Raw genomic sequence first — 21,178 nt, 5'->3', positions numbered from 1 at the left:
TACATACATAGAGCAAACCACGAAAACGACAAATCGTCAAGCGCCAGACTAAAATGTCCTATTTAGCACTGGCGCCGAGTTGAGTTTAGCAATATTTAGCCAAATATTTCTTAAACACCGGATCGCTAAGTAACAATTGCTTTTGCTCTGCCAAAATATCGCGCAAAATCGCTTCTGACGTTAAGGGGTTCGCCAACACCACACGAAATACCACAGTCGGTTGATGTTGATATTGCGCTGGCGTTAAGCGCGTTCTTGAGACAAATGAACGCCCAGACTCACGTTGGCGTTTTTGCATGCTCGCAGTAAAACGATTGAGCGCTGCATAAATCTCTAATTTTTCGTCGCTATCGGCATTGGCAATAGCCTTTTTAATCGCTGTAGGCACTAATCGATAGGTCAATAAGCACAGCTCAGGCTCAGAAATAAGCTCAAAATCGTCATCGGCTTTAATCAATTCCGCAAAGAATTTAGCTTTGCTGATACTTTTATCAATTAGCATTTCATAGCCTTTACGGCCGATAACGCGTAAGCAAGCATGTACTAACATCGCCATACCTGGGCGGCTACCTTCAAGGGTATGACTGCCTAAATCCTTCGATCCTTTACGTAAAATATATTCAGCGTGATGTTCAATGGCATCGGTTGCGGTTGGGTCTTTAAACAACACCAATCCAGCCCCCATTGGCACATACATTTGTTTATGGGCATCTATTGTAATCGAATCCGCCCGTTCAATACCTGCTAATAAATGACGATTGTTAGCAGATAATAAAGTCGCCCCACCCCAAGCTGCATCTACATGGAAATGACACTTCAATTCTGCAGCAAGATCAGCCATCGCATGTAACGGGTCGATATTACCAGTCTCAGTAGTACCCGCTACGCCAACCAGCGCCATTACTTTAATACCTTTACTTTCCAGCTCTTTGGCTTTCTCACGCATTAAAGTCACGTTAACTCGGTTGTTAGCATCAGTCGGGATAGCGACAAAGTTATCGCGACCAATCCCTAGCACGTCAGCGGCTTTACCCAGTGAATAGTGACCACGTTCTGATACCAACACCGCCAAACCGCGATAGCCGTAATGCAGCAGACCGGCCACCATACCTTGCGCAGCTATGCCGGTAAAATCACCATCCGCCTTCAGCAAACGGTTGCGCGCTATCCACAGCGCCGACACGTTGGCAATGGTGCCGCCAGAGCAAAAAGCGCCTAATGCGGTATTGGCGCTGTGCATCCATTTGTCATAAAACGCTTTAGATTCACCAAACGCCAGATGGTGCATCATACCGAGCACTTGACGCTCAAGCGGTGTAAACGCTTTAGAGGTTTCAATCTTAACCAAGTTTTGATTAAGGCCAACCATAAGCTTGGACAACGGCAGCACAAAGTGTGGCAAAGCGGAAGTCATGTGACCAATAAAACTCGGCGCAGCCGTGTGCACTGAATGCGCCACCAGTTGCTCCATGATTTCCTGAGCGTAATCCGAAACGAACATTGGCTCTTCAGGAATACAAGCGGATTGAAAGTCTTTTTCAATTTCATGCAAAGGCTTTTCAATCGCTGCAATGTTTTCTTTTAAAAACCCTGCCAGATTGCTCGATATTTCCAGCTCAATTCTGCTGAGAGTCGAACCTGGTGCTTCAGGCACTGTGAATATGCGCATAAGACTTTCATCAGAAGCGACAGCACAACGCTTTTGGTCCATAACCTACCCGTTACCTAACCCAATAAACCGCAGATCGCGACACGTTCACGCGTTTAACGACCTACTTCATTGTTACAAAGAAATGGCTCACTTTACTGGAATCCACAAAGAAAGTCTTCTACTTGGCGTGGAAAACTCTATACGAGATGATTTTTCTGTGAATTTCCCAAGACAAACAAAGAAATACCAACTAAAGTTAAACCCCAACAGCGTGCTTCTTTGAATCAACCCTAACAGGTTTGCAAACCTTCAGCACGCAAATAACTGATGCTTGTCGCAGCTTGCTTGCTTGACACGCTAAAGTTTGGATAATTAACAGGAACACACTAGCAAAAGGATGCTGCTAATGACTCCCTTTCGACTGAAAAACATGCCCAGTTTCTGGTTACTTATAGGCGCACTGGTGTTTGTCTCCAGCCTTGCCAGCTATGTTTACTGGTCATATCAACATACTCGCCAAGACATTATGCGCGAGATAGACACGCGCCTGCTCCATGCAGCAAAAAGTGTCACACTGTTATTGGGCGAGGGTTATCACGACCAACTCGCGGTACTAGATAGCACGGATTACGAACAAGCCAGCAACAAGCTGTCTACGCTCGCTAAGACTTTAGAAGTCGAATACTTGTATGCAATGTATTACGAAGCGCCGAATGTGCACTTTAGTGCCTCCAGCTTTACTGAATATGACCACAAAACTGGTCGAATTAGCCGCTTTAAAGATATCTACCAAGAAGCGACCACTGCTAACGTGAAAGCATTTTCCTCGACCACCCCTATTTTTGAAATATCAGAGGATCAATGGGGCAAATTTAAATCTGTGTTTGTGCCGCATATTTCCCCTAAAGGGCAAATTTATATTACTGGTGCGGATATCACGATTGCAGATCTTGAACAAAAACTCGCTCAGAGCGCTCGTCAGGCTGGCTTTACTGCAAGCTTTTTCTTTTTTATCGCCGCCTTAGTCGGTTTTTTATATTTTGTGACCTATCGTCGCACCCTACAATACGACCCAAGTAGTGGTTACCCAAATCGCACCGCGTTAATGCGCGCTTTACAGCAGCGGCAATTCCAACATGTCACAGTCGCGGTGGTGTGGGTTAAAGACCTAGAAGATATTATTGGTTTTTATGGCCTGTCCGTGGCTGAACAGGTCATGCTGAAATTGATGGATCATTTTGCCACCCGTGCTGAGCCAAATAGCGTATTTCGTCTTGCAACTGGTAAATGCGCCATTTTGGTGGCGCAGCAGCATGAAGCAAACTTGCTCGAAATCTTGCGCCAATTCCCGGCTTACAGTCCAATTATCAGCAACCCACATGTTTGCGTGCGGCTGCATATAGGTGTCGCTACAGGCAATGCTAATATGGTATTGGAAAATGCTTACATTGCTTGCCGTCAGGCCAAGCAACAAGGGGAGTTTTTAAGAGTCTATTGTGAAGACAGTATGGCAACTCGACTTGACCATAAAAATCATTTGATTTTGACCAACAGCTTGCATCGCGCCATCGAAAGCCAACACGTCCAACCATTCTTCGAGCCTCGCTGTGATAGCGAAAAGCAACAAGTTCAACAAATTGCCTGTAATGCACGTATTTTCAATGAGTTTGGGCAGTTATTAGTCGCTAAAAACCTAGATCCGATATTGAATAATTCTGGGCTCATTAGCCAGCTAGATCAATTGTTGTTGCGTTTGTGTATGGAGCGCTTTCGCAAATTGAATCTTGATTGGAGTATGGCGATTAGCCTGAACGCCGTGCTAGATCCGCATTTTATCGAACTTATGCATGCTGAGCTACGCCGTTACCCAGTACCACAGCGCATTCAGATAGAGTTGCAAGAACAAGATTTACTTAGTCATTTTAGTGCGCTAGCAAGCTTTATCAGCCAGCTCAAAAGTAAAGGCGTGAAAGTCATGATCTGCAATGTCAGCAGTGGTCTAATGGCTGTGACACGCGTCAGTCGTCTTAAGATTGATGCAATTAGCCTTGCCCCTCAGATCACCGACAACATCGCAGATAACTCTGCGGTGCTCGAATTTGTCCAACATATGGCGATTCAATGCAACAAAGCGGGGATCATATTAGTTGCAACCAATGTCCGTAACGACATTCAATTCAATCTTTTAACTCAAGCTGGGGTTAAATGGGTACAAGGACCATACGTGGGCGCCACCAGCCCACATCTGCCCATTAATTTAGCTGAGCAGCACTACGAGGCGCGGGCATAATTGTCCGCATACCGAATACTTGCGCTTACAAAACCTGATAGCGCTCTGTATGCAACCAAGCATGGCTCTAACAATTGGCTCGCCATGCTTGGTTTATTCACTGCACTCCACCTAACTCAGCGTCACCACAAGGCGCGTACTGGATTGTCCGCTCGCCCAATATTTACGTTCAAAAGGCGTGATAGCGGTATCACTGTGATAAGGCTCTGCCTGAGCCGGTTGACCCGCCAAGGTCAGCGCGTGGGCAAACTCTTCAACATAAGTTGACCAGTTGCTACGCACTTCAAGACGTCCGCCAAGTTTTACGATATAGGGGAAGACCGCTCCGCCATGCCAACGACGGCGTACATGCTTCGCCTTTGGCCAAGGATTAGGGTACAACAAATAATGATGGGTTGGCTGCCAGCCAGCCGCTACCGCTAGACGCCAAAAATCATTGAGGTCGGCACGCACTAACAGATATTGACCATGCTCCTGCTGCTGATATTCGACATCATGTTTGTCTAAGCGATGAGCCGATTTATCAATGCCAATCACCAGCGCATCAGGATGCAACTTGGCCAAATTCGCTGTACTCTCACCTACACCACAGCAAGAATCAAGAATAATTGGGCCAGCAAACGCCTGCACCCGTTGATTCACTTCATCAAAAGCAGCCTGAGTGTGCTGCGCTATCGGTTTTAAAAATGCTGACTGCAAATGTGTACGCACGATTTCATCAAGTTTTTCGTGCAGACCAGCTTGGTTACTGGTCACACTACGCGAGTTAGCTGCTGATTTATCTACCATTAATGACGTATTCCCGTGCCGCGGCTGATCAATTGTAGCGCCACAGCAAATAATCCAACAATAAGTGCGCATAATACCGCAAATGACAGCATAATGTTGACATCCGATACCCCTAAAAAGCCATATCGGAAGGCATTAACCATATATACAATTGGATTTGCTTGCGAAACATACTGCCAAACCCCTGGCAGCAAACTAATGGAGTAAAATACCCCGCCTAAATAGGTAAGGGGTGTGAGTACAAAGGTTGGGATAATGCTGATATCATCGAAGCTGTTAGCGTAAACTGCATTGATCAATCCCCCCAACGAAAACACCGCTGAGGTCATCACTACTGTCGCGACAATAATGCCAATATGGTGAATTTGAATATCAACAAACAAAAGACTGATCAAAGTAACGATTAAACCCACTAAAATGCCGCGCGCCATACCACCACCCATATAACCCAGCACAATAATGTAATTGGGCACAGGCGCCACAAGCAGTTCTTCGATGCTTTTTTGGAATTTAGTGGAATAAAAACTCGATGCCACGTTAGCATAAGAGTTGGTGATCACTGACATCATAATGAGGCCGGGGACGATAAATTCCATATAGGAAAAGCCACCCATTTCGCCAATCCGTGAACCGATTAAACTCCCGAAGATCAAAAAGTATAAGGTCATAGTGATGGCTGGCGGTACTAACGTTTGCACCCAAATTCGCAAAAAGCGCACACATTCTTTGATCCAGATACTTTGTAACGCGACGCGATACTTAATTACACTCATTGCCCACGCCCCTGCTCTAATAATCCAACAAATAACTCTTCCAAGCGATTGGCTTTGTTACGCATACTAAGCACCTGCACACCTTGCGCAGAAAGCTGGTTAAACACCGCATTCAAACCTTGCTGCTTCGCCACTTCAACTTCTAAAGTATGGTCGTCTGGCATTTGATAACGGTAGCCCTCCAGCTCTAGCTGAGGTTTATCCGCAGCGATATCCAGAACAAAGGTTTCCTTGTCTAATTTTGCCAGTAACGCTTTGATGGTGGTGTGCTCGACTATCACGCCCTTATCTATGATGGCGATATTGCGACACAGTAATTCAGCTTCTTCAAGATAATGGGTGGTGAGGATGATAGTGACGCCTTGCTGATTAATCTCGCGCAGGAAATCCCACATGGAGCGGCGCAGTTCAATATCGACGCCAGCGGTAGGCTCGTCCAAAATAAGCAATTTAGGCTCATGCATCAGCGCTCTGGCTATCATCAGGCGACGTTTCATACCACCAGACAAAGTACGTGCTTGTTTGTCCTTTTTCTCAAATAAACCGAGCTGTTTAAGGTATTTTTCCGCTCGCTCCAGCGCCACGCTGCGCGGCACGCCATAGTAACCGGCTTGCGTAACTAAGATTTGCTCCAGCGTTTCAAATTGGCTGAAGTTAAACTCTTGCGGCACTAAGCCTAACTGCGCTTTGGCATCTTCCAAGGCAGTGTCAATACTGTGGCCAAATACCCGCACCTCTCCAGAACTTTTATTCACCAGTGAGGCAATAATACCTATAGTGGTGGATTTACCGGCACCATTTGGACCGAGCAAGGCAAAGAAATCCCCCTGCTTAACCTCAAGATCTATACCTTTAACGGCTTCGACGCCATTTTTATAGGTTTTTTTTAACCCTTTAATTTCTAAAGCTACTGTCATGAATCTGCGTCCCCATAGCCCCAACGCTTGCTTAATTGATGTTCAATCCCCAGATGATCTAAGATGCGGGCGACCATAAAATCTATCAAGTCCTCAATACATTTAGGGGCATGATAAAAGCCGGGCGCCGCTGGCATAATGGTGACACCTAAACGACTCAACTTAAGCATATTTTCAAGATGAATAGCACTAAATGGCGTTTCACGCGGCACTAAAATCAGCTGGCCACGCTCTTTAATCACCACATCAGCCGCACGCTCTAACAAGTTGTCCGAGGCACCCGCTGCAATCGCGGAAACCGTGCCCGCGCTGCATGGACAAACCACCATACGTTTAGGTGCCGCAGAACCAGAAGCGACTGGGCTAAACCAATTATCCTTACCAAATACTTGTACTTGACCTAGTTTTGCATTGACCAAGGTACTCAGTTGCTCAGTAGCTTTATCTTCATTACCCGACAACTTCACATTGGATTCGGTATCTAATACCACCCGCGCAGCACTTGAGATCAATACATAGACCTGAAAATTCAGCGCTACCAATACTTCCAGTAAACGTAAACCATAAGGCGCACCTGATGCGCCGCTCAGCGCCAAGGTAATAGGCGCTTTAAATTCACTCATGACTGCTCTCCAAATTTAGCGCGTAGTGCGGCCAGCAACTTGTCATGAATACCATCAAAGCCACCATTGCTCATGATCAATATATGTTGCTGAGGTTTGGCATGTTGCACTACATGCTGTATTAAGGTATCGACTTGGCTGAAACAATGCTGCCCAGCTTGAGTTGCCGCTTCGGCCAGCGACCATTTCAAGCCTTCTGGTTCATAAACCAATGCCGCATCTGCGGCATCCAAAGAAGCCATCAGCGTATGTTGATGTACCCCTAATTTCATGGTGTTAGAACGAGGCTCCAGTATCGCAATAATTTCTTCATCTGCCACTTTGGCGCGCAAGCCCGCTAGCGTCGTTTTAATGGCGGTAGGATGGTGAGCAAAATCGTCATAGACCTTAATTCCGGCGACTTCGCCTTTTAACTCCATACGCCGTTTGGGCGAAACAAATTCGCCAAGCGCGGCAATACTTGCAGCCACCGGCACGCCGACATGCCTAGCTGCGGCAATCGCCATAATGGCATTGCTGACGTTATGCTCACCGATGGCTTGCCATGTGACTACACCTTGCGGCTCACCTTGCAATAACACAGTAAAACTTGAACCATCAGCCGCGAGTAATTGATACGACCAATCAGTGCCTAAACTTTCTGTTTCACTCCAACAACCGCGTTTTATCACCCGTTGCAGCGCTTCATCTTGCATTGGGTAAAGCACTTTACCTTGACCCGGCACAGTGCGCAGTAAATGATGGAACTGGGTTTCAATGGCAGCCAAATCAGGAAAAATATCAGCGTGGTCGTATTCAAGATTATTGAGGATCACAGTACGTGGCAAATAGTGCACAAACTTAGAGCGTTTATCAAAAAACGCAGTGTCGTACTCATCCGCCTCAATCACAAAAAATGGCGTGTCGGTAATGCGTGCGGATAAACCAAAGTTTTGTACCACACCACCAATTAAAAACCCGGGTTTTAAACCTGCGTATTCTAAAATCCATGCCAACATACTTGCGGTGGTGGTTTTCCCATGCGTGCCAGCGACCGCCAGCACCCAAGCATCTTGCAACACATGTTGCTTCAACCATTCCGGCCCTGAGGTATAAGGAATGCGTTGCTCTAGCACATATTCCACACAGGGATTGCCACGGCTCATAGCATTACCTATCACCACAATGTCTGGCCGAGGCGTGAGCTGAGCTGGGTCATAACCCGCAATTAATTCAATCCCAAGTGCTTCTAATTGGGTGCTCATGGGCGGATAAACATTAAGATCAGAGCCAGTCACTTTGTGGCCCAAGGCTTTGGCAATAGCCGCAATGCCACCCATAAAAGTGCCACAAATTCCGAGAATATGAACATGCATCAGCTTATTACTCCAAAATAAAACGCTACTGGCAATCTTCTCACTATGCCAAAAATTGGCTTATAAAACCACGACAAACACCGCACTGTAGCGCGATTGAGCTGAACCTAGGATGTAAACGCTAAGTGCGAACTGCATTACACATACGCTCTAAGTAATAAGCGCAAAAGTTGAAGAAGAAGATACGAAAGGAGTAAAAGAGTGTGAAGTGTAGTGACAGCTTTGGTCACTACACTGTTTTAGTTTAATGATCTGCACATATATCTTGCAGCCAACTATTCTGTGGCAATGGCATCCACTTCCGTTTCAACCAGCCACTCGGGATTGATAAAACCGCTAACCTCAACAAAAGTACAGACAGGACGAATATCAGCAAAAAACTCTCCGTGCGCTTTGGCAGCTTCTTCCCAGCGTTTGATGTCGGTCAGCATAATGCGAGTACGTACTACATCTTTGGCTTGGCCACCTGCATCTGCCAAAGCTTTCATTGAGATCTCTAAACAATGACGAGTTTGCAAATACACATCGCCAGGATACGCAGTTTGGCCATCTTTAATTGGCGCGGTGCCCGCAATCGCAATATGGTTGCCTACTCGACACGCCCGTGAAAAACCGATTGGTGCTTCCAAAGGTGATCCTGAACTCACTAACTTCCTCATTCCTCATTTACTCCCAATGCTTGCCATTTGTATGGCCTTATGCTGAATTAAAACGTCTTCCAAAGCGCTAACTTAAACTCAGGCTTACTTATTTGCCTTGATATTTCAGAGCCTTGAAATTGTTCATCGTAATAAAAATCGCGGCTGCGAATAAATCGCGCCGTGTTTAAATGCGTAACTTCAAATTGTATTTTAACGTCCCAAAACAATGATGTTTCAATAAATGCTTTGAGTCGTTTATTCGCTTCAACCGTTAAAGTTTCATGCGCAAAATATTGAGGTTCACGGTAATCCCCCCAATATTCCACTCCCCAAGAAGAGCGGTACTGTGGAAAATCATGACGGAAATTCATCCATACCCAATTAGGAATGTAACTACTCAAGTGTTCAGTACGTTGATTGGGGTTGTCAAATTGCGAGTCTTTATAGTCGTACGAGATCTCAAACACCGCATTCGCCAGCAACGGCTCCAGCGCTACTTTTAATTCCGTGCTAAAACCAAAAAACCGCGCGTCCCCCGCATTTGCTAAACCACTTTCACGAGCAGAAAAAGCCACTTGCTCTAAAACATCTTGGCGCCATTCATGGAACAGTTTTAGCTTAAAATTACTCCGCTCAGCAAATTGCCAGTTATAGGTTGCAACTAGCTCTGTAGTTTGCTCAGGCTGAAGCTTAGAATTACCAACATTACTGCTTCCATCTTCAGGTCGAGCAGAGCGAGCAAAGTCGGAAAAATCAAGCTGCCCAACATGATGTGTCAGCGCCAAATTGACGCTCTTGTGCTCAGCTAAACTCCAATTACCCGCAAGCCGCGGTTTGATGAAAAATAACGTTTCCTCATTATCTTGCTCGCCAGCTACGCTCAAAGTGGAATATTCAGCGGTTAATCCCCCCTCAAATGTGACATCTTGGCTATATTGATAGGCAAAATTGCTGAATAGCTCAGTTCTAATTTCACTGACCTCAACATGCTCAGGAGTCGCTGTAATATCTTGATACGTTAGGTTCAAATCCGACAACATGCGATTTTGCGCAACCTCGATACCAACCTTTTGCGTCAGTTTTGGGGAATGCCGAAATTCTAAAGTGCTGCGCACGATACTTTCCGTTTTAAGTTCGTCTTGCTGCCACAGTGAGGTTAAGGGTTGTGAAGCCGTAACTCGATGCTCGCTATCATCATTGTGATAGCTTTTATCAGTCACCACAAAAATAGCCAAATTTTGCCAAGTAAACGAATCAAATTGCTGCGACCAATCAACCCCCAGTTCAGCTGTTTTTGAACGATTCACCACCTCTAAATTTCGAGCCAAAAAATCACTTTCTGAAGATTTTACTTGCCTTGCTAGATGACGATTAGTGTCACCTGAGTATTTTTCACCACCAACCCGAGCGCGCAGTGCAAGACTCTGGTGGGACGATTTTTTCTCAAACTGCCCCGAAAAGTACAGCCAACGATTGTCTTCATCTAAGACTTCATTCACTTCCGAGCTCAATTCAGCCGCTTGATCAAAATGGCTGATCTGCGCCGTACGGTAACCTGGGCTTGCGCCTACATCTAGATTGGTACTTGTTTGCCACTCTGCCAATTGCGTGGTGAACTGAACTTCAAGTTTTGGCCGTACGCTTGCGTCATGAAATCGTTTTAGTTCACTTAAAATTGTCCCAGCTTGTTGCTCGGCCAGCAGAATGATATCGGCAACAACCTCTTTCCCCGCCGCCTCCAACGGAATTTTACTGCCGCGATAGATCTTAATCTCCTTGATTTGACTCACCGAGATCCGCGCCAACAACGTGCTTAAATCTTCCGACTTAGCCACTGGGCGAGCTGAATTCACCAACACATTCCCTACATTGCCGCCAAAACCACGCGCCGATTCGCTATCCTCAAAACTAAAACCCGGAATGCGGTAAATCATATCGAGCGCGTGCTGAGGATTAAACTGCTGAAAAAATGCTTGGCTATACGCTTGTTCTTCAAGCTCTGCAGCCTTCTCCTGCGCATAACTCATCGGACTATTTAGCATTAACGCAAAACACAGCAATACGCTACTGAGCGATGCACTCAGCTGCAAAATACTTGAGAGGTTTAAAGTTTTATACATTTCTTTCACGGCATTAGGTTGATAAGGGAACCACTTAGGGTCTTGTTCTGTACTTGGACTATTGGTATCAGCAGCCGCGAATGCCAGAAAGTGCTCTAGATGATGATGCGGTACAGCACGACTTTGCTGTGGTTGCTGGATGCATCGCTCACGCCAATATTGCACTGTGCAGCAGACCGATTCAGGATGAAACCAAGCATGTAACTGGCTATCTGAAGCAATATACTGCCAAAACTCTCTTTTTTTAGGGAAAAACAAGAAGGGTTGGGAGATACCCGTAGCATCTAAATTGTGCCTAAACAAAAATTCCATTTGCAATCGCAACCAATGCTCAGAAACCCAAGCTTGGCGGGTTGGCCAACACATTACGTAGGGGCAGGCCACAAGCTCTAGTAAATTCGGTGCGAACATACTTTCAGGTAAAGTGTTCACTTCCAAATTCACCACTTCAAAAGGCAAGGCGCATAATGGCGCGATATTTATCCCTGCCAAATGTACAACAATGAGTTGATTTGGCAGTTGCGTTTGCTTCTGCAGCTGCTGAAATAAATGCTGGACATGTGATTGCTGCTCAACCAACGCTATACAAGTAACCTGAGCTGAAACGACTTGGCAGGGTAACTGACTATCAAGAAAAGAGGCAAAATGCTCATTCCTTAGCTGCTGATAAAACGCATTGTCTGCAACAAACCAAGTTGGCTTGGTGTCCTTAAGCCAAGCGCTGGCACGAATAAGTTTGCCACTAATAAAACTCCAAGTATTTTGTAAGTGTCGCAAATAAACAAAATGCTGTTCACCATCGAGTACTTGTAACCGTGCTCCCGCACCTATCATTTCGTCCATAAAATCTGCATCTTCCCTTAATGATGAATCACAATAATCCAAACTAAATTGCCGCCAAAAACGCTTGGTGAAAACTAATGTGCCACCCGCCATACTGCGGCGAAACATGGTGGCATATAACTCTGGCTCGACGCGCCAAAATTGATCGCGCCACACATCATAAAAACCATGATTGGCTAAACCGGTAATGTCAGCCAAGCCATTTAAGATAGGCTCAACTTGTATACTTAGGCGCTGATTTGAGTACCAATCGTCATCATCCCACTGTGCAATAATGTGACCGTTTGCCATCGCCGTACCTATGCTTCGTTTGAGGCCAATACTGGTTTGTGGAGGCACCTTGCATAGACGTACAGTAACGGGAGGTTGAAAGTGTGCTGGCAAATCACTTTCAGATTCATAGACAAGAATAAGCTCTTTATGTGGGTAATCTTGCCTTAAAAAATACCGCAAACTTTGTTCAAGGTAATGAGCTCGTCTACAAGTCGGCATCACACAACTTACTAGCACATGGGGAGAGGTGGTTTCAGCAGCTTTGCTTGTCATCGCAGTCGCTCCTGCAACTGCGGCCAAAACCATATACTTTGTTTTTCCAACTCAATCACGGCTTGTAAACGTTGGTAAATTGTCGCTCCCTTAAGGTGTGAAATCCGAGTCGACAATTGGCTAAGATACTCGATTTCCTTCCACTGCTTTTCTAATGCAAGTAGCTGTAGCTGCATGGGTAAACAAATATCGGCCAGTTGCAATTGAGGTAAATCCAACTGCAGCCATTTCAGCCACAGCCTTGTACTCGCCCGTTGTAATGCGAATACCCAAATTCCAGGAATAACAAATGGTCCATCTAACTCATTAATGACACTGATGTAATCAGAAAAACTAGTGAGTCCCTTGACGCCAATCCGGTCATCTTCACTAAACAATCCACACAAGTTTTGCTCGACTTCCACCCGCGCTATCGCAACCGACAAACGAGGTTGAGTAACCTGCTGACGCTCTAAGGTAAATACTTGAACTCCGCCCTCATGCTTAAGCACATCCGCAAAAGAATCCACATAATCCTGTTGGGCTATCACGATATTTTGCTTTGCCGCGTCATCAACAACATAACCCTGCTGCGCGGGAAGTCGTTGTTTAAATGAGACGATATGATAGCCATAATATTTATGATAATCGCTAAGGCGATAAGGCACATGTTTAACGCTAAACTCACAAATAACAGGGTTGTTGTTTGCTAAAGCGCTATCGAGGTAAGCACTCAGCTCTGCAACATGCTCAAAACGCCTAACTTTGACGACTAACCCATATAAGCGGAATAACTTATCCGCGATGTAGCCTTGAATATGACCATCTTCAATTGCAAAGTAATGCTGCGCTTCATAGCGTCCGAGCACAATATCAAGACCCAACCCTTGTTTGGCATCAAAAAGAAACGAATGTTCACCATACAAACGTGAAAAGTCAGGAATACCCAACTCTCGTTGTGCGGCGTATTCCAACGCCATAAACAGACAATCGGGCAGAATAGAAGGAACTTGAGGAACCTGCGCATAGGGTTCAGCTAACGCAATATTCTGCTCCTGATGGCCGTGATTCATCAGCAATGCTCCTTGCAAATTGGCTATTCGGGACAGAATCTGCCCCATAATGATACGAGGGCAAAGCCCTCGTTTATTGGCGCTAACTATCTGAGTTGCTTTGCACCATTGGCGGTATTTGTCGCTTCAAGCACGGTACTTGTTGCCACTTGCACACTTCTGCCTGGACGGCGACCATCGGCTGACAAAGCCCGCAATTCAAGTTGGGTGTCTGCGTTCAGCTTCAGTGGGGCTTGATAGTATTGCCAAGGTTCATCACCTTGACGATATTGGATTGCTAATCCTGGGATTATTGTTGTGGCATGCAAGTAGCCATTTTGCTGTTTACTGACCACATTAGGCACACGATAAAACACGCCTGTACGGTCAAGTTTTTCGAGCTCTTTATTGCCAACGATTTGCACAAACTCCTGCCATTGACTGTCTCTCTCAGTACGCTTCGCCACGGTTAAAAACTGCGTAGTTTGGTCATACTTTTGGCCTGCATAGTTATATGGCACTTCCCAACTTGCGGTATGCCATGCTTTTTCCGCTAAGGCTAAAAGACGTGGAAACAACATATATTCGGCAAGATGATCATGGCGTACCACTTCAGACCAAAGGTGACCTTGAATACCAGTAACACGAAAACCTTGCGGTAACGGCTGATGCACTAATTTACCACTTTCATCATACTGCGGAGTATCATCAGCGCTATAAGGACGGCCTATCACATCACCGCGAATTTCCGCATTGGCAGGCAAGTTGTCAGGCATGAATTGGAAAATTGTCTGGCTATTGGTGCGACGTGAACCCCACTTGTAACCACTTTCTTTAGGGTCAAGTTCATAAGGGAAATCAAGATAAGTTACATCTGGGGTAGATAGAATAACATCCCAACCTCTTCTTGCATGCGCACTGACCACCTTATGTGCACCTTGTGGCAAAGTCGCCCATACATACGACGCAACTTTCTTTGGCATTTTATCAACGCGAGTTTCAGACAAACCGTCGTTCCAACCAGCAACTTCTACGCCCTTGCTAGCAACAATTTTGGCAACACGCTCGATAAAATAACCCGTCAATTCAGAAACTGCATGCACATCATTGCGCTTGTCCGCCAAGAAAGACTGACATAACGGAGAATTAACCCAAGCTCCCGCAGTTTCATCTGCACCTATGTGGTAAATATTTAATGGCGTGCCAGCTGCTTTATGCATAGCAACGATCTCGGTAATGACTTTATCCACAAAAGCATAGGTCGATTCCATACACACATTCAAAGTGTTGTCTTTATAGTGCTGAATCGAGCTGTATTGAGTCTTGTCAGCTAAGTCGCTAAGCAAATATTGCTTGGCGGCAGCGCTGTCATTTTGCGCCATAAAATTATTGTAGCGACTTTCCATGGCCTTAACCGCAGCGCGAGAATGCCCTGGCATATCTAGTGAAGGGATCACATCAATATGATTGGCTTTCGCAGCCAATAAAATTTCGTGGTAATCCGCTAAGCTATAATAGCCATCGCGCGCATTATCAATCGCGGCACCCAACTGCGGTTGTAAGCAACGCGCATCTTGTAAATCTAAACAACGATTCGCCCCAAGCTCGGTTAACTCCGGTAGCCCTGGGATCTCCAACCGCCAACCTTCATCGTCGGCAAGATGTAGATGGAGCTTGTTTAGCTTGTACGCAGCCATGGTCGGCAATAATCTCAGGATAAACTCCTTAGAATGAAAATTTCTTGCAACATCAACATGCAAGCCACGGTAGTCATATCTCGGTTGGTCGTCTATCTTAACGGCAGGAATGCTCATGGTATCTAAAGACAATAACGCCGCTAAAGATTGTAACGCGTAGAAAGCACCACTGGCATCATCGGCTAGAATATTCACTTTGCCGTTGTTCGCTGTCAGTTGATAGTGCCCCGCTTGAGCTGAGCCTGCCTTTTTAACTTCAACTTTTACTGGTACACCCTGTGCTTGCTGCGATACTCCTAAAGTATCAAGACGCGCAAGTGAGGCGGATATTTGGTCATAATCAAGCCCGTGCAACTCAAGTTTAATCCCAGCAGCTAAGCTGATTGGTGACTGACCTGGCAATGTTTGTAATTGCTGCGGTGTTGGGATGATGCCCGCTGCAATTTTAGTTTGCGCCACTTGCTCAACAAGGTATTGTTCATACAAAGCCTCTGGCGTGTGTTGCGCGTAATGATCGTCACGATGAGAGTTCATTACGTTACTCTCAGCAGAGAGAGCTGCGTAAGGTTTAACCTCAAGTTTGGTGATTGGATCAATAAAAGTTTGCGTGCTCTTAATTACTTTAGGCGCTAGACCGTCGGCCATTAAAATATAATTCGGTAATAATTCACCTTCATTGAGCAATGAGCTAGGCACCCACATTTCTAGGGTTTTGCTTTGCCCAGCGAGAAATCCAGAAAACTGCGGATTAGGCTCAATCACATTCAAGTCACCATTTAGGTGAGTCATTTTAAGTTGCTGACTTTTGGTTTCTGTTGGAGGATAAACTTGGCTATAGAGAATTTTCCAACCTTTGACTTTCATATCCAGCGGGCTGGTTAACTCAAGTTGAGCATGATAACAAAACTCAGCTTCAGAGCCTGGGCATTCAGCTGGTAAATTACTCAATAAGCGATACTTAACATCTAATATATCGGCAAGCTGATTCAATTGAGGCTGCTGAATATTTTGCTGATTTGACTCAATCGCTAAGGTTGTTTGCGAAACAAATAACACTGGCACCACTAAAGTGCGCAGTCGCCCTTTCTTTATATTTTTAATTAGAGACATAAAACATTCCTGTTACACTATTTATCAAACCACACTTAACAAAAAAGTCGACCCATCAATTTTAATTTAAATATTCACACCTTCATTTTCAATGCAAAAAAATTCAAGACCAGAATACGACGTTAAAATTTAAAAGTGAATTTATTACAACAACCACATCAGTTTTCATTACTCGACATTTCACACAAGTCATACCAACTTAGTGAATCTAATTTATCCATCCAAATATTGTTATGCTTATTTATTAAGTAATTAACATTGGCCTTCGCGTCACGCTCTCGTTCAGCAATATTTTTAGGATGGGGATAATGAATTGATAAACTTGCTTGCATCACTTCAAATTGGCAACCTAATTGGTATAAACGAAATCCAACATCCACATCCTCACCGCCCCAATGATTAAACCATTCATCAAAGCCTCCTATCCTTTTTAAATCAAACAATTGTACTGAAATGCAACTGGTCCAAAATAACACCCAAGGGGCTTTGAATGCGGTTATGTCATAGCGATACTTTTGCAGTAATGCAGTGCGGCAATCTTGAAGGTGGGGAATATTTGCACACTGTGTGATGGCATCAGGTAAAGTATGGGTTTCCAGCAAACGTTGGATCAACTCACAATCACTGAGTTCAACCGCCTCCAACCCATAGGATAGTCCGATACAAACTAAGTGCTGCTTAGCACGATGGCGCTGCAAATGACGGCTCAGTAATTTCGGATGAGCAAGCATACCGCAGTCCAAAAACATCACCACCGCAAAATGCGCATTGGCGATACCGATATTCCTCGCCTTCGCAACACGAAAACCTAAATCCTCTTGATAGAAATAGCGCACATTTAATTGATGTTGAAAGTCTCGAACCAAATGTTCAGTACCATCACTCGACCCATCATCAACGACTATCACTTCATAAAGCTGTTTGGATAGGTCTTGAGTTAATAGCGAGTTTAAAGATTTTTCCAACAGCACCTTACGGTTATAAGTTGGAATAATGACGGTAACACCAAATTCTAAATCACTTTCATGCTGAACATTATCTATACCAACCACATTTACCCCCATTCCTTTATTGAAAAAATATCACCACATAAACATGAAATAATTTCAACCACCCGCACTTTCATAGTGCTTTGCGACTAATTTCCAACCAAATAGATTGGCAGTAAAAATCAATATTGGTGCGATTATTCCCCATACCATTTCTGTGGTTGTCAGTTGTGACAAGATGGCCAACGGCGAATAGTTAGTGATCAAAAAAATCGGCAGCAAAAAAGTACCCAACATTTGCAAAGAAGAGGGAAAAATTCGATGTGGTAAATTATTGAAATCCCATAATCCCCACACCAAAGCATGAAACGAGGAAATATGCTTGAATTTGAATGCCAATAACATTGGTAAGGTAAAGATCCCATACATAGTGATGACACCCATCACCATATACAGCAGATACAACCCCAAATTGCCAAGCGATAGCGCGATACCCGATGCTGACCAGCCGTAGGCAATAAGACCTGCTCCCACCAACACATTCGGCAACACCATCCAAGTTTCAGCATAACGCAGCGTAGCCAGAAACTGCGTTGATACCGGCTTAGTCAACATGAGGTCGAAATCACCCTCAGTGATCAAACGGTCAAAAGCCATGATATTGAATTGCAGCATACTGACAAAAAATGCCGTCATCAGAATAAACGTGCCGATGAACAGATACAGCGTTTGCGGTGCAAAGCCTGCAATATGGACTCCCGTGTCATGTACTACATAAGCGTAAATCAACTTAACGACTAGATAACCACTTTCTACCAATAAACCCAGCAGCAGATTGGTACGATATTCCAGTTGCCGTGCCGCATTCAGTTTAAGTAAAAAGAGGTAAAGCTTGAGATGTTTGCGCAGCTCCTGCCACATTATTTAGCTCCCCAACGCGACATAATCACGACATCCCATGCGCCATACTTTGCAGCTAATAAGATAAAACACCACTAACCAAAAACTTTGCATCGCCAGTCCAGATAAAATCTCTGGTGCCGATAACAAACCATTGAGCACTTGTAGCGGGAAATAAACGATATATTGAAAAGGCAACAACGATAACCACCATTGCAGTGGCTGCGGAAATACAGTGAGCGGTACAACGGCACCGGATAACACTAAACTTATCACTCGAACAGCTTCAAATATTCCCCATACTTCCTGCAACCAAAAAGCCACTAAACTAAGCAAATAAAACAACATAAATTGCAGTAGGAAGGCATTGAGCACAGCGGGTATAAAAAGCATCGAACTACGCCAATCTGAGTCTAATTGCCAATAATGTGTGGCGATACCATATGCAACAAACATCAAAACAACAGTTATCACAAAAAAGCCACTGTGGGTGCCTATAAATGCGCAAAAGCGGTAGCCTAAATAGGATATTGGCTGCACTAAAAAACGGTTCAAGCCGCCTGATTTAATGTCCTCAGCAATCTCATATTCAAAACCGCTGCGCAGCGCTTGTGTCATTAGTGCCGCCAGCACTACATAACTCATCATTTGCGGATAGCTTAAACCATACAAAGTCGCTGCTTGGGTATAGTTAAAAATCGCTTGCCACAACATCCACTGTAGTAACATTGGGAAACAAGCGGCCACTAAGCCAACGACATAGTTGCTGCGATATGCCAACGAATTTTGCATGCCCATTGCACATACTTTGGCATACTTTGTCATGCTATCTTCCGAGCGTTGAGATACAGCTGTTGTAAGCTCAATTCCAATGGCTGAGCCATCACTTTGATATCTTTTACATCTACATACCGCAACAAGCGTTGCAAAACTGAGTTGACCTCGTACTCCATTACTTCGATTTCTGCACAGTAAGTTTGAAACGCCAGTACCTGACCCAACTGACTAAGAACATCACGCTGCATCGGCTGTTCACTTTCGATCTGGATCCGTCGGCACGCACCCAATTGCGGCTGTAAGTTTGAGATGGCATCATCAAAGATCAATCCTCCGTTTTGGATCACGATAACCCGTTCGCATAAGGAGGTAATGTCAGCCATATTATGGCTGGTCAGAATAACGGTGAGCTGTTGCTCTGCAACTTGCTTTTTTAAGAAGCTATTAATTGCACGCTGCGCCTCAAAATCGAGCCCAATTGTCGGCTCATCTAAAAAAAGCAACTCAGGCCCATGTAGCAAAGCGGCAATAAGCTCCATCTTCATCCGCTCACCCAGCGACAAACGTCGTACTTGGATATCTAACAGATGCGAGATTGCCAACAACTCTGATAATTCGGCGACACGTTGGCGGTAAATCTGTTGTGGGATTTCGTAAATATGACGGCACAATTCAAAACTATCACCTGCCGGCAAGTCTGGCCATAATTGTTGTTTTTGCCCCATCAAAATCGCGAATCGTTGTTTAAATGCTTTCTCGCGCAGCCATGGGGTATGGCCTAGCACTGTGGCTTCACCAGCGCTTGGGTGCAATATTCCGGATAACATTTTCATGGTAGTGGTCTTTCCAGCACCATTTGGGCCGAGAAATGCCACTGCTTCACCCCGTGCCACTGAAAATGAAATATCATTTACAATCGTTTTGTACTCCCACTGTCGCTGCCAAAGATTGCAGATTGAGGCCATTAAGCCGGAAGACTTGCGGTAGTAGCGATAGGTTTTTTGCAAGTTTTCGACTTCAATTACCTTCATCGCATTATCCTAACGTTTACTCGGATCGGCATAATAACGAGCACAAGAGCCACAAATAGGGAACAATCCCCCCGCCTGCCTTAGACCGCCACGCAAGCGCTCCATTTTTGGCCCACGCCAAATTTCACTCACCGACTGGTGGTTCACATTCCCCACCGCATAGTCATAAAAAGTGTGGCATGGCGTCACATCGCCATTGGCGGCAACTTCCATATAGATCCAAGGAAAATGACATCGTGTCCGACTATCTAGCAGATTTTTATAGTCCTTATAAAAATACGCACGGTAATTTTCGGCTGAAATGGTTTTTGGGTAACTGACAAAGTAGATGCCTCGTTGGCGGCATTGTTGCTCTACCCAACTAATTTGTTTAGCAAGCTCTTCAAAGTCCATCATTTCAAAGCGATGTTTAGGCGCAACCATGCCCGCTGCACAAGGTGTTTCTGGTACATCAAAGAGACGCTTAAACAACTGTAAATGCTGCTGATGCTCATCCTCAGTGGCGAAAGTTTGAAATTCAATGCTTAAGTGATCAACCATGTCTAAATCTAGACACTGCTCCACAAAGCCTTTGACGTATAGATGAGTTAAAGGCGTAACGATAAAGGTATAACCTATCTTAGGTTCACTCAGCCCTCGACTGGTGCGCAACTCAAACAGTGTACGCACGCCCTCTTGTACCGCGTCAAACACACCATTACCACGCTGTTCATCATTGATATGTTTTGGCCCATCCAATGACACCCAGATCCGATTCGGCGGTGATGCTAGTAGCTTTTCTGCTTTTCGACTCAGAAACATGCCATTGGTAGGAATATCGACCCGCGCCCCGCCATCGCGAATACGTTGTACCACCTCATCAAACCAAGGGTACATCATAGGCTCGCCACCAAACAGCGCAAAATAAGGCTTCACGGGCAAACATTCATCGATGACTTTAAACACGGTTTCTTTGTCTAAGCGTTCCAACACTTTTCCGTGATAAGCGCCGTTTTCACCCCATTCGTAACACATTTTACAACGTAAGTTGCACGCATCAGTGAGTTGTAAAGTTACCCATAAAGGCAATTGGCTTTGCAAAATATTGGTCATGGC

General features: G+C 45.0%; 16 protein-coding genes. 1 reads left to right on the top strand and 15 read right to left on the bottom strand.

What is annotated here, in order from left to right; translation table 11 throughout:
• Nucleotides 1–85: 85 nt before the first annotated feature.
• Nucleotides 86–1,711 carry a pyridoxal-dependent aspartate 1-decarboxylase PanP gene (panP, locus tag ACFOEE_RS10360; RefSeq protein WP_377123896.1) on the bottom strand — a complete coding sequence of 542 codons (1,626 nt, stop codon included), beginning with the start codon at nucleotides 1,709–1,711 and terminating at the stop codon, nucleotides 86–88.
• Nucleotides 1,712–2,057: 346 nt separating this feature from the next.
• Between panP and ACFOEE_RS10355 the strand changes: the two genes are divergently transcribed.
• Nucleotides 2,058–3,941, top strand: coding sequence for an EAL domain-containing protein (locus tag ACFOEE_RS10355; RefSeq protein WP_377123894.1), 1,884 nt, complete (start codon nucleotides 2,058–2,060; stop codon nucleotides 3,939–3,941).
• 111 nt (nucleotides 3,942–4,052) lie between these two features.
• Here ACFOEE_RS10355 and trmB read toward each other — a convergent pair whose 3' ends face one another.
• The 14 genes from trmB to ACFOEE_RS10285 all read right to left on the bottom strand — a co-directional run bounded on the left by trmB (nucleotide 4,053) and on the right by ACFOEE_RS10285 (nucleotide 21,175).
• Nucleotides 4,053–4,730: a tRNA (guanine(46)-N(7))-methyltransferase TrmB gene (gene trmB, locus ACFOEE_RS10350; protein ID WP_377123892.1), complete on the bottom strand. Its 678-nt coding sequence runs from the start codon at nucleotides 4,728–4,730 to the stop codon at nucleotides 4,053–4,055.
• On the bottom strand, nucleotides 4,730–5,503 hold the full coding sequence (locus ACFOEE_RS10345; protein ID WP_377123890.1) for an ABC transporter permease: 774 nt from the start codon (nucleotides 5,501–5,503) through the stop codon (nucleotides 4,730–4,732). The genes trmB and ACFOEE_RS10345 overlap by 1 nt, the downstream gene beginning before the upstream one ends.
• A complete protein-coding gene (locus ACFOEE_RS10340; RefSeq protein WP_377123888.1) occupies nucleotides 5,500–6,420 on the bottom strand; it encodes an ABC transporter ATP-binding protein in 921 nt (306 codons plus the stop codon). The genes ACFOEE_RS10345 and ACFOEE_RS10340 overlap by 4 nt, the downstream gene beginning before the upstream one ends.
• Nucleotides 6,417–7,043: a flavin prenyltransferase UbiX gene (locus ACFOEE_RS10335; RefSeq protein ID WP_377123886.1), complete on the bottom strand. Its 627-nt coding sequence runs from the start codon at nucleotides 7,041–7,043 to the stop codon at nucleotides 6,417–6,419. The genes ACFOEE_RS10340 and ACFOEE_RS10335 overlap by 4 nt, the downstream gene beginning before the upstream one ends.
• On the bottom strand, nucleotides 7,040–8,398 hold the full coding sequence (mpl, locus tag ACFOEE_RS10330) for a UDP-N-acetylmuramate:L-alanyl-gamma-D-glutamyl-meso-diaminopimelate ligase (protein WP_377123884.1): 1,359 nt from the start codon (nucleotides 8,396–8,398) through the stop codon (nucleotides 7,040–7,042). Before mpl ends, ACFOEE_RS10335 begins: the two co-directional genes overlap by 4 nt.
• Before the next feature lie 275 nt (nucleotides 8,399–8,673).
• Nucleotides 8,674–9,045, bottom strand: a complete 372-nt coding sequence (locus ACFOEE_RS10325) for a RidA family protein (RefSeq protein WP_377123882.1) — start codon at nucleotides 9,043–9,045, stop codon at nucleotides 8,674–8,676.
• Nucleotides 9,046–9,104: 59 nt separating this feature from the next.
• The gene (locus ACFOEE_RS10320; RefSeq protein WP_377123880.1) at nucleotides 9,105–12,548 is read right to left on the bottom strand and encodes a glycosyltransferase; all 3,444 of its coding nucleotides are present in this window, start codon (nucleotides 12,546–12,548) and stop codon (nucleotides 9,105–9,107) included.
• The gene (locus ACFOEE_RS10315) at nucleotides 12,545–13,600 is read right to left on the bottom strand and encodes a BtrH N-terminal domain-containing protein (RefSeq protein ID WP_377123878.1); all 1,056 of its coding nucleotides are present in this window, start codon (nucleotides 13,598–13,600) and stop codon (nucleotides 12,545–12,547) included. Before ACFOEE_RS10315 ends, ACFOEE_RS10320 begins: the two co-directional genes overlap by 4 nt.
• 86 nt (nucleotides 13,601–13,686) lie before the next feature.
• On the bottom strand, nucleotides 13,687–16,386 hold the full coding sequence (locus ACFOEE_RS10310; RefSeq protein ID WP_377123876.1) for a family 20 glycosylhydrolase: 2,700 nt from the start codon (nucleotides 16,384–16,386) through the stop codon (nucleotides 13,687–13,689).
• 158 nt (nucleotides 16,387–16,544) lie between these two features.
• Entirely contained in the window at nucleotides 16,545–17,438 is an 894-nt protein-coding gene (locus ACFOEE_RS10305; protein ID WP_377123874.1) for a glycosyltransferase, read from the bottom strand.
• Nucleotides 17,439–17,492: 54 nt separating this feature from the next.
• Nucleotides 17,493–18,296, bottom strand: a complete 804-nt coding sequence (locus ACFOEE_RS10300; protein ID WP_377123872.1) for an ABC-2 family transporter protein — start codon at nucleotides 18,294–18,296, stop codon at nucleotides 17,493–17,495.
• 3 nt (nucleotides 18,297–18,299) lie between these two features.
• On the bottom strand, nucleotides 18,300–19,100 hold the full coding sequence (locus ACFOEE_RS10295; RefSeq protein WP_377123870.1) for an ABC transporter permease: 801 nt from the start codon (nucleotides 19,098–19,100) through the stop codon (nucleotides 18,300–18,302).
• Entirely contained in the window at nucleotides 19,097–20,083 is a 987-nt protein-coding gene (locus ACFOEE_RS10290; protein ID WP_377123868.1) for an ABC transporter ATP-binding protein, read from the bottom strand. Before ACFOEE_RS10290 ends, ACFOEE_RS10295 begins: the two co-directional genes overlap by 4 nt.
• 9 nt (nucleotides 20,084–20,092) lie before the next feature.
• Nucleotides 20,093–21,175 (bottom strand): radical SAM/SPASM domain-containing protein, encoded by a 1,083-nt coding sequence (locus tag ACFOEE_RS10285; protein WP_377123866.1) that lies wholly within the window; start codon nucleotides 21,173–21,175, stop codon nucleotides 20,093–20,095.
• Nucleotides 21,176–21,178: the final 3 nt, after the last annotated feature.

Origin of the sequence: Pseudoalteromonas fenneropenaei (assembly GCF_042643375.1) — a bacterium.
In the GTDB taxonomy this organism is placed as follows: domain Bacteria; phylum Pseudomonadota; class Gammaproteobacteria; order Enterobacterales; family Alteromonadaceae; genus Pseudoalteromonas; species Pseudoalteromonas fenneropenaei.
The sequence above is the reverse complement of the archived record's forward strand: the minus strand, read 5'-3'. Positions and strand labels throughout refer to the sequence as shown.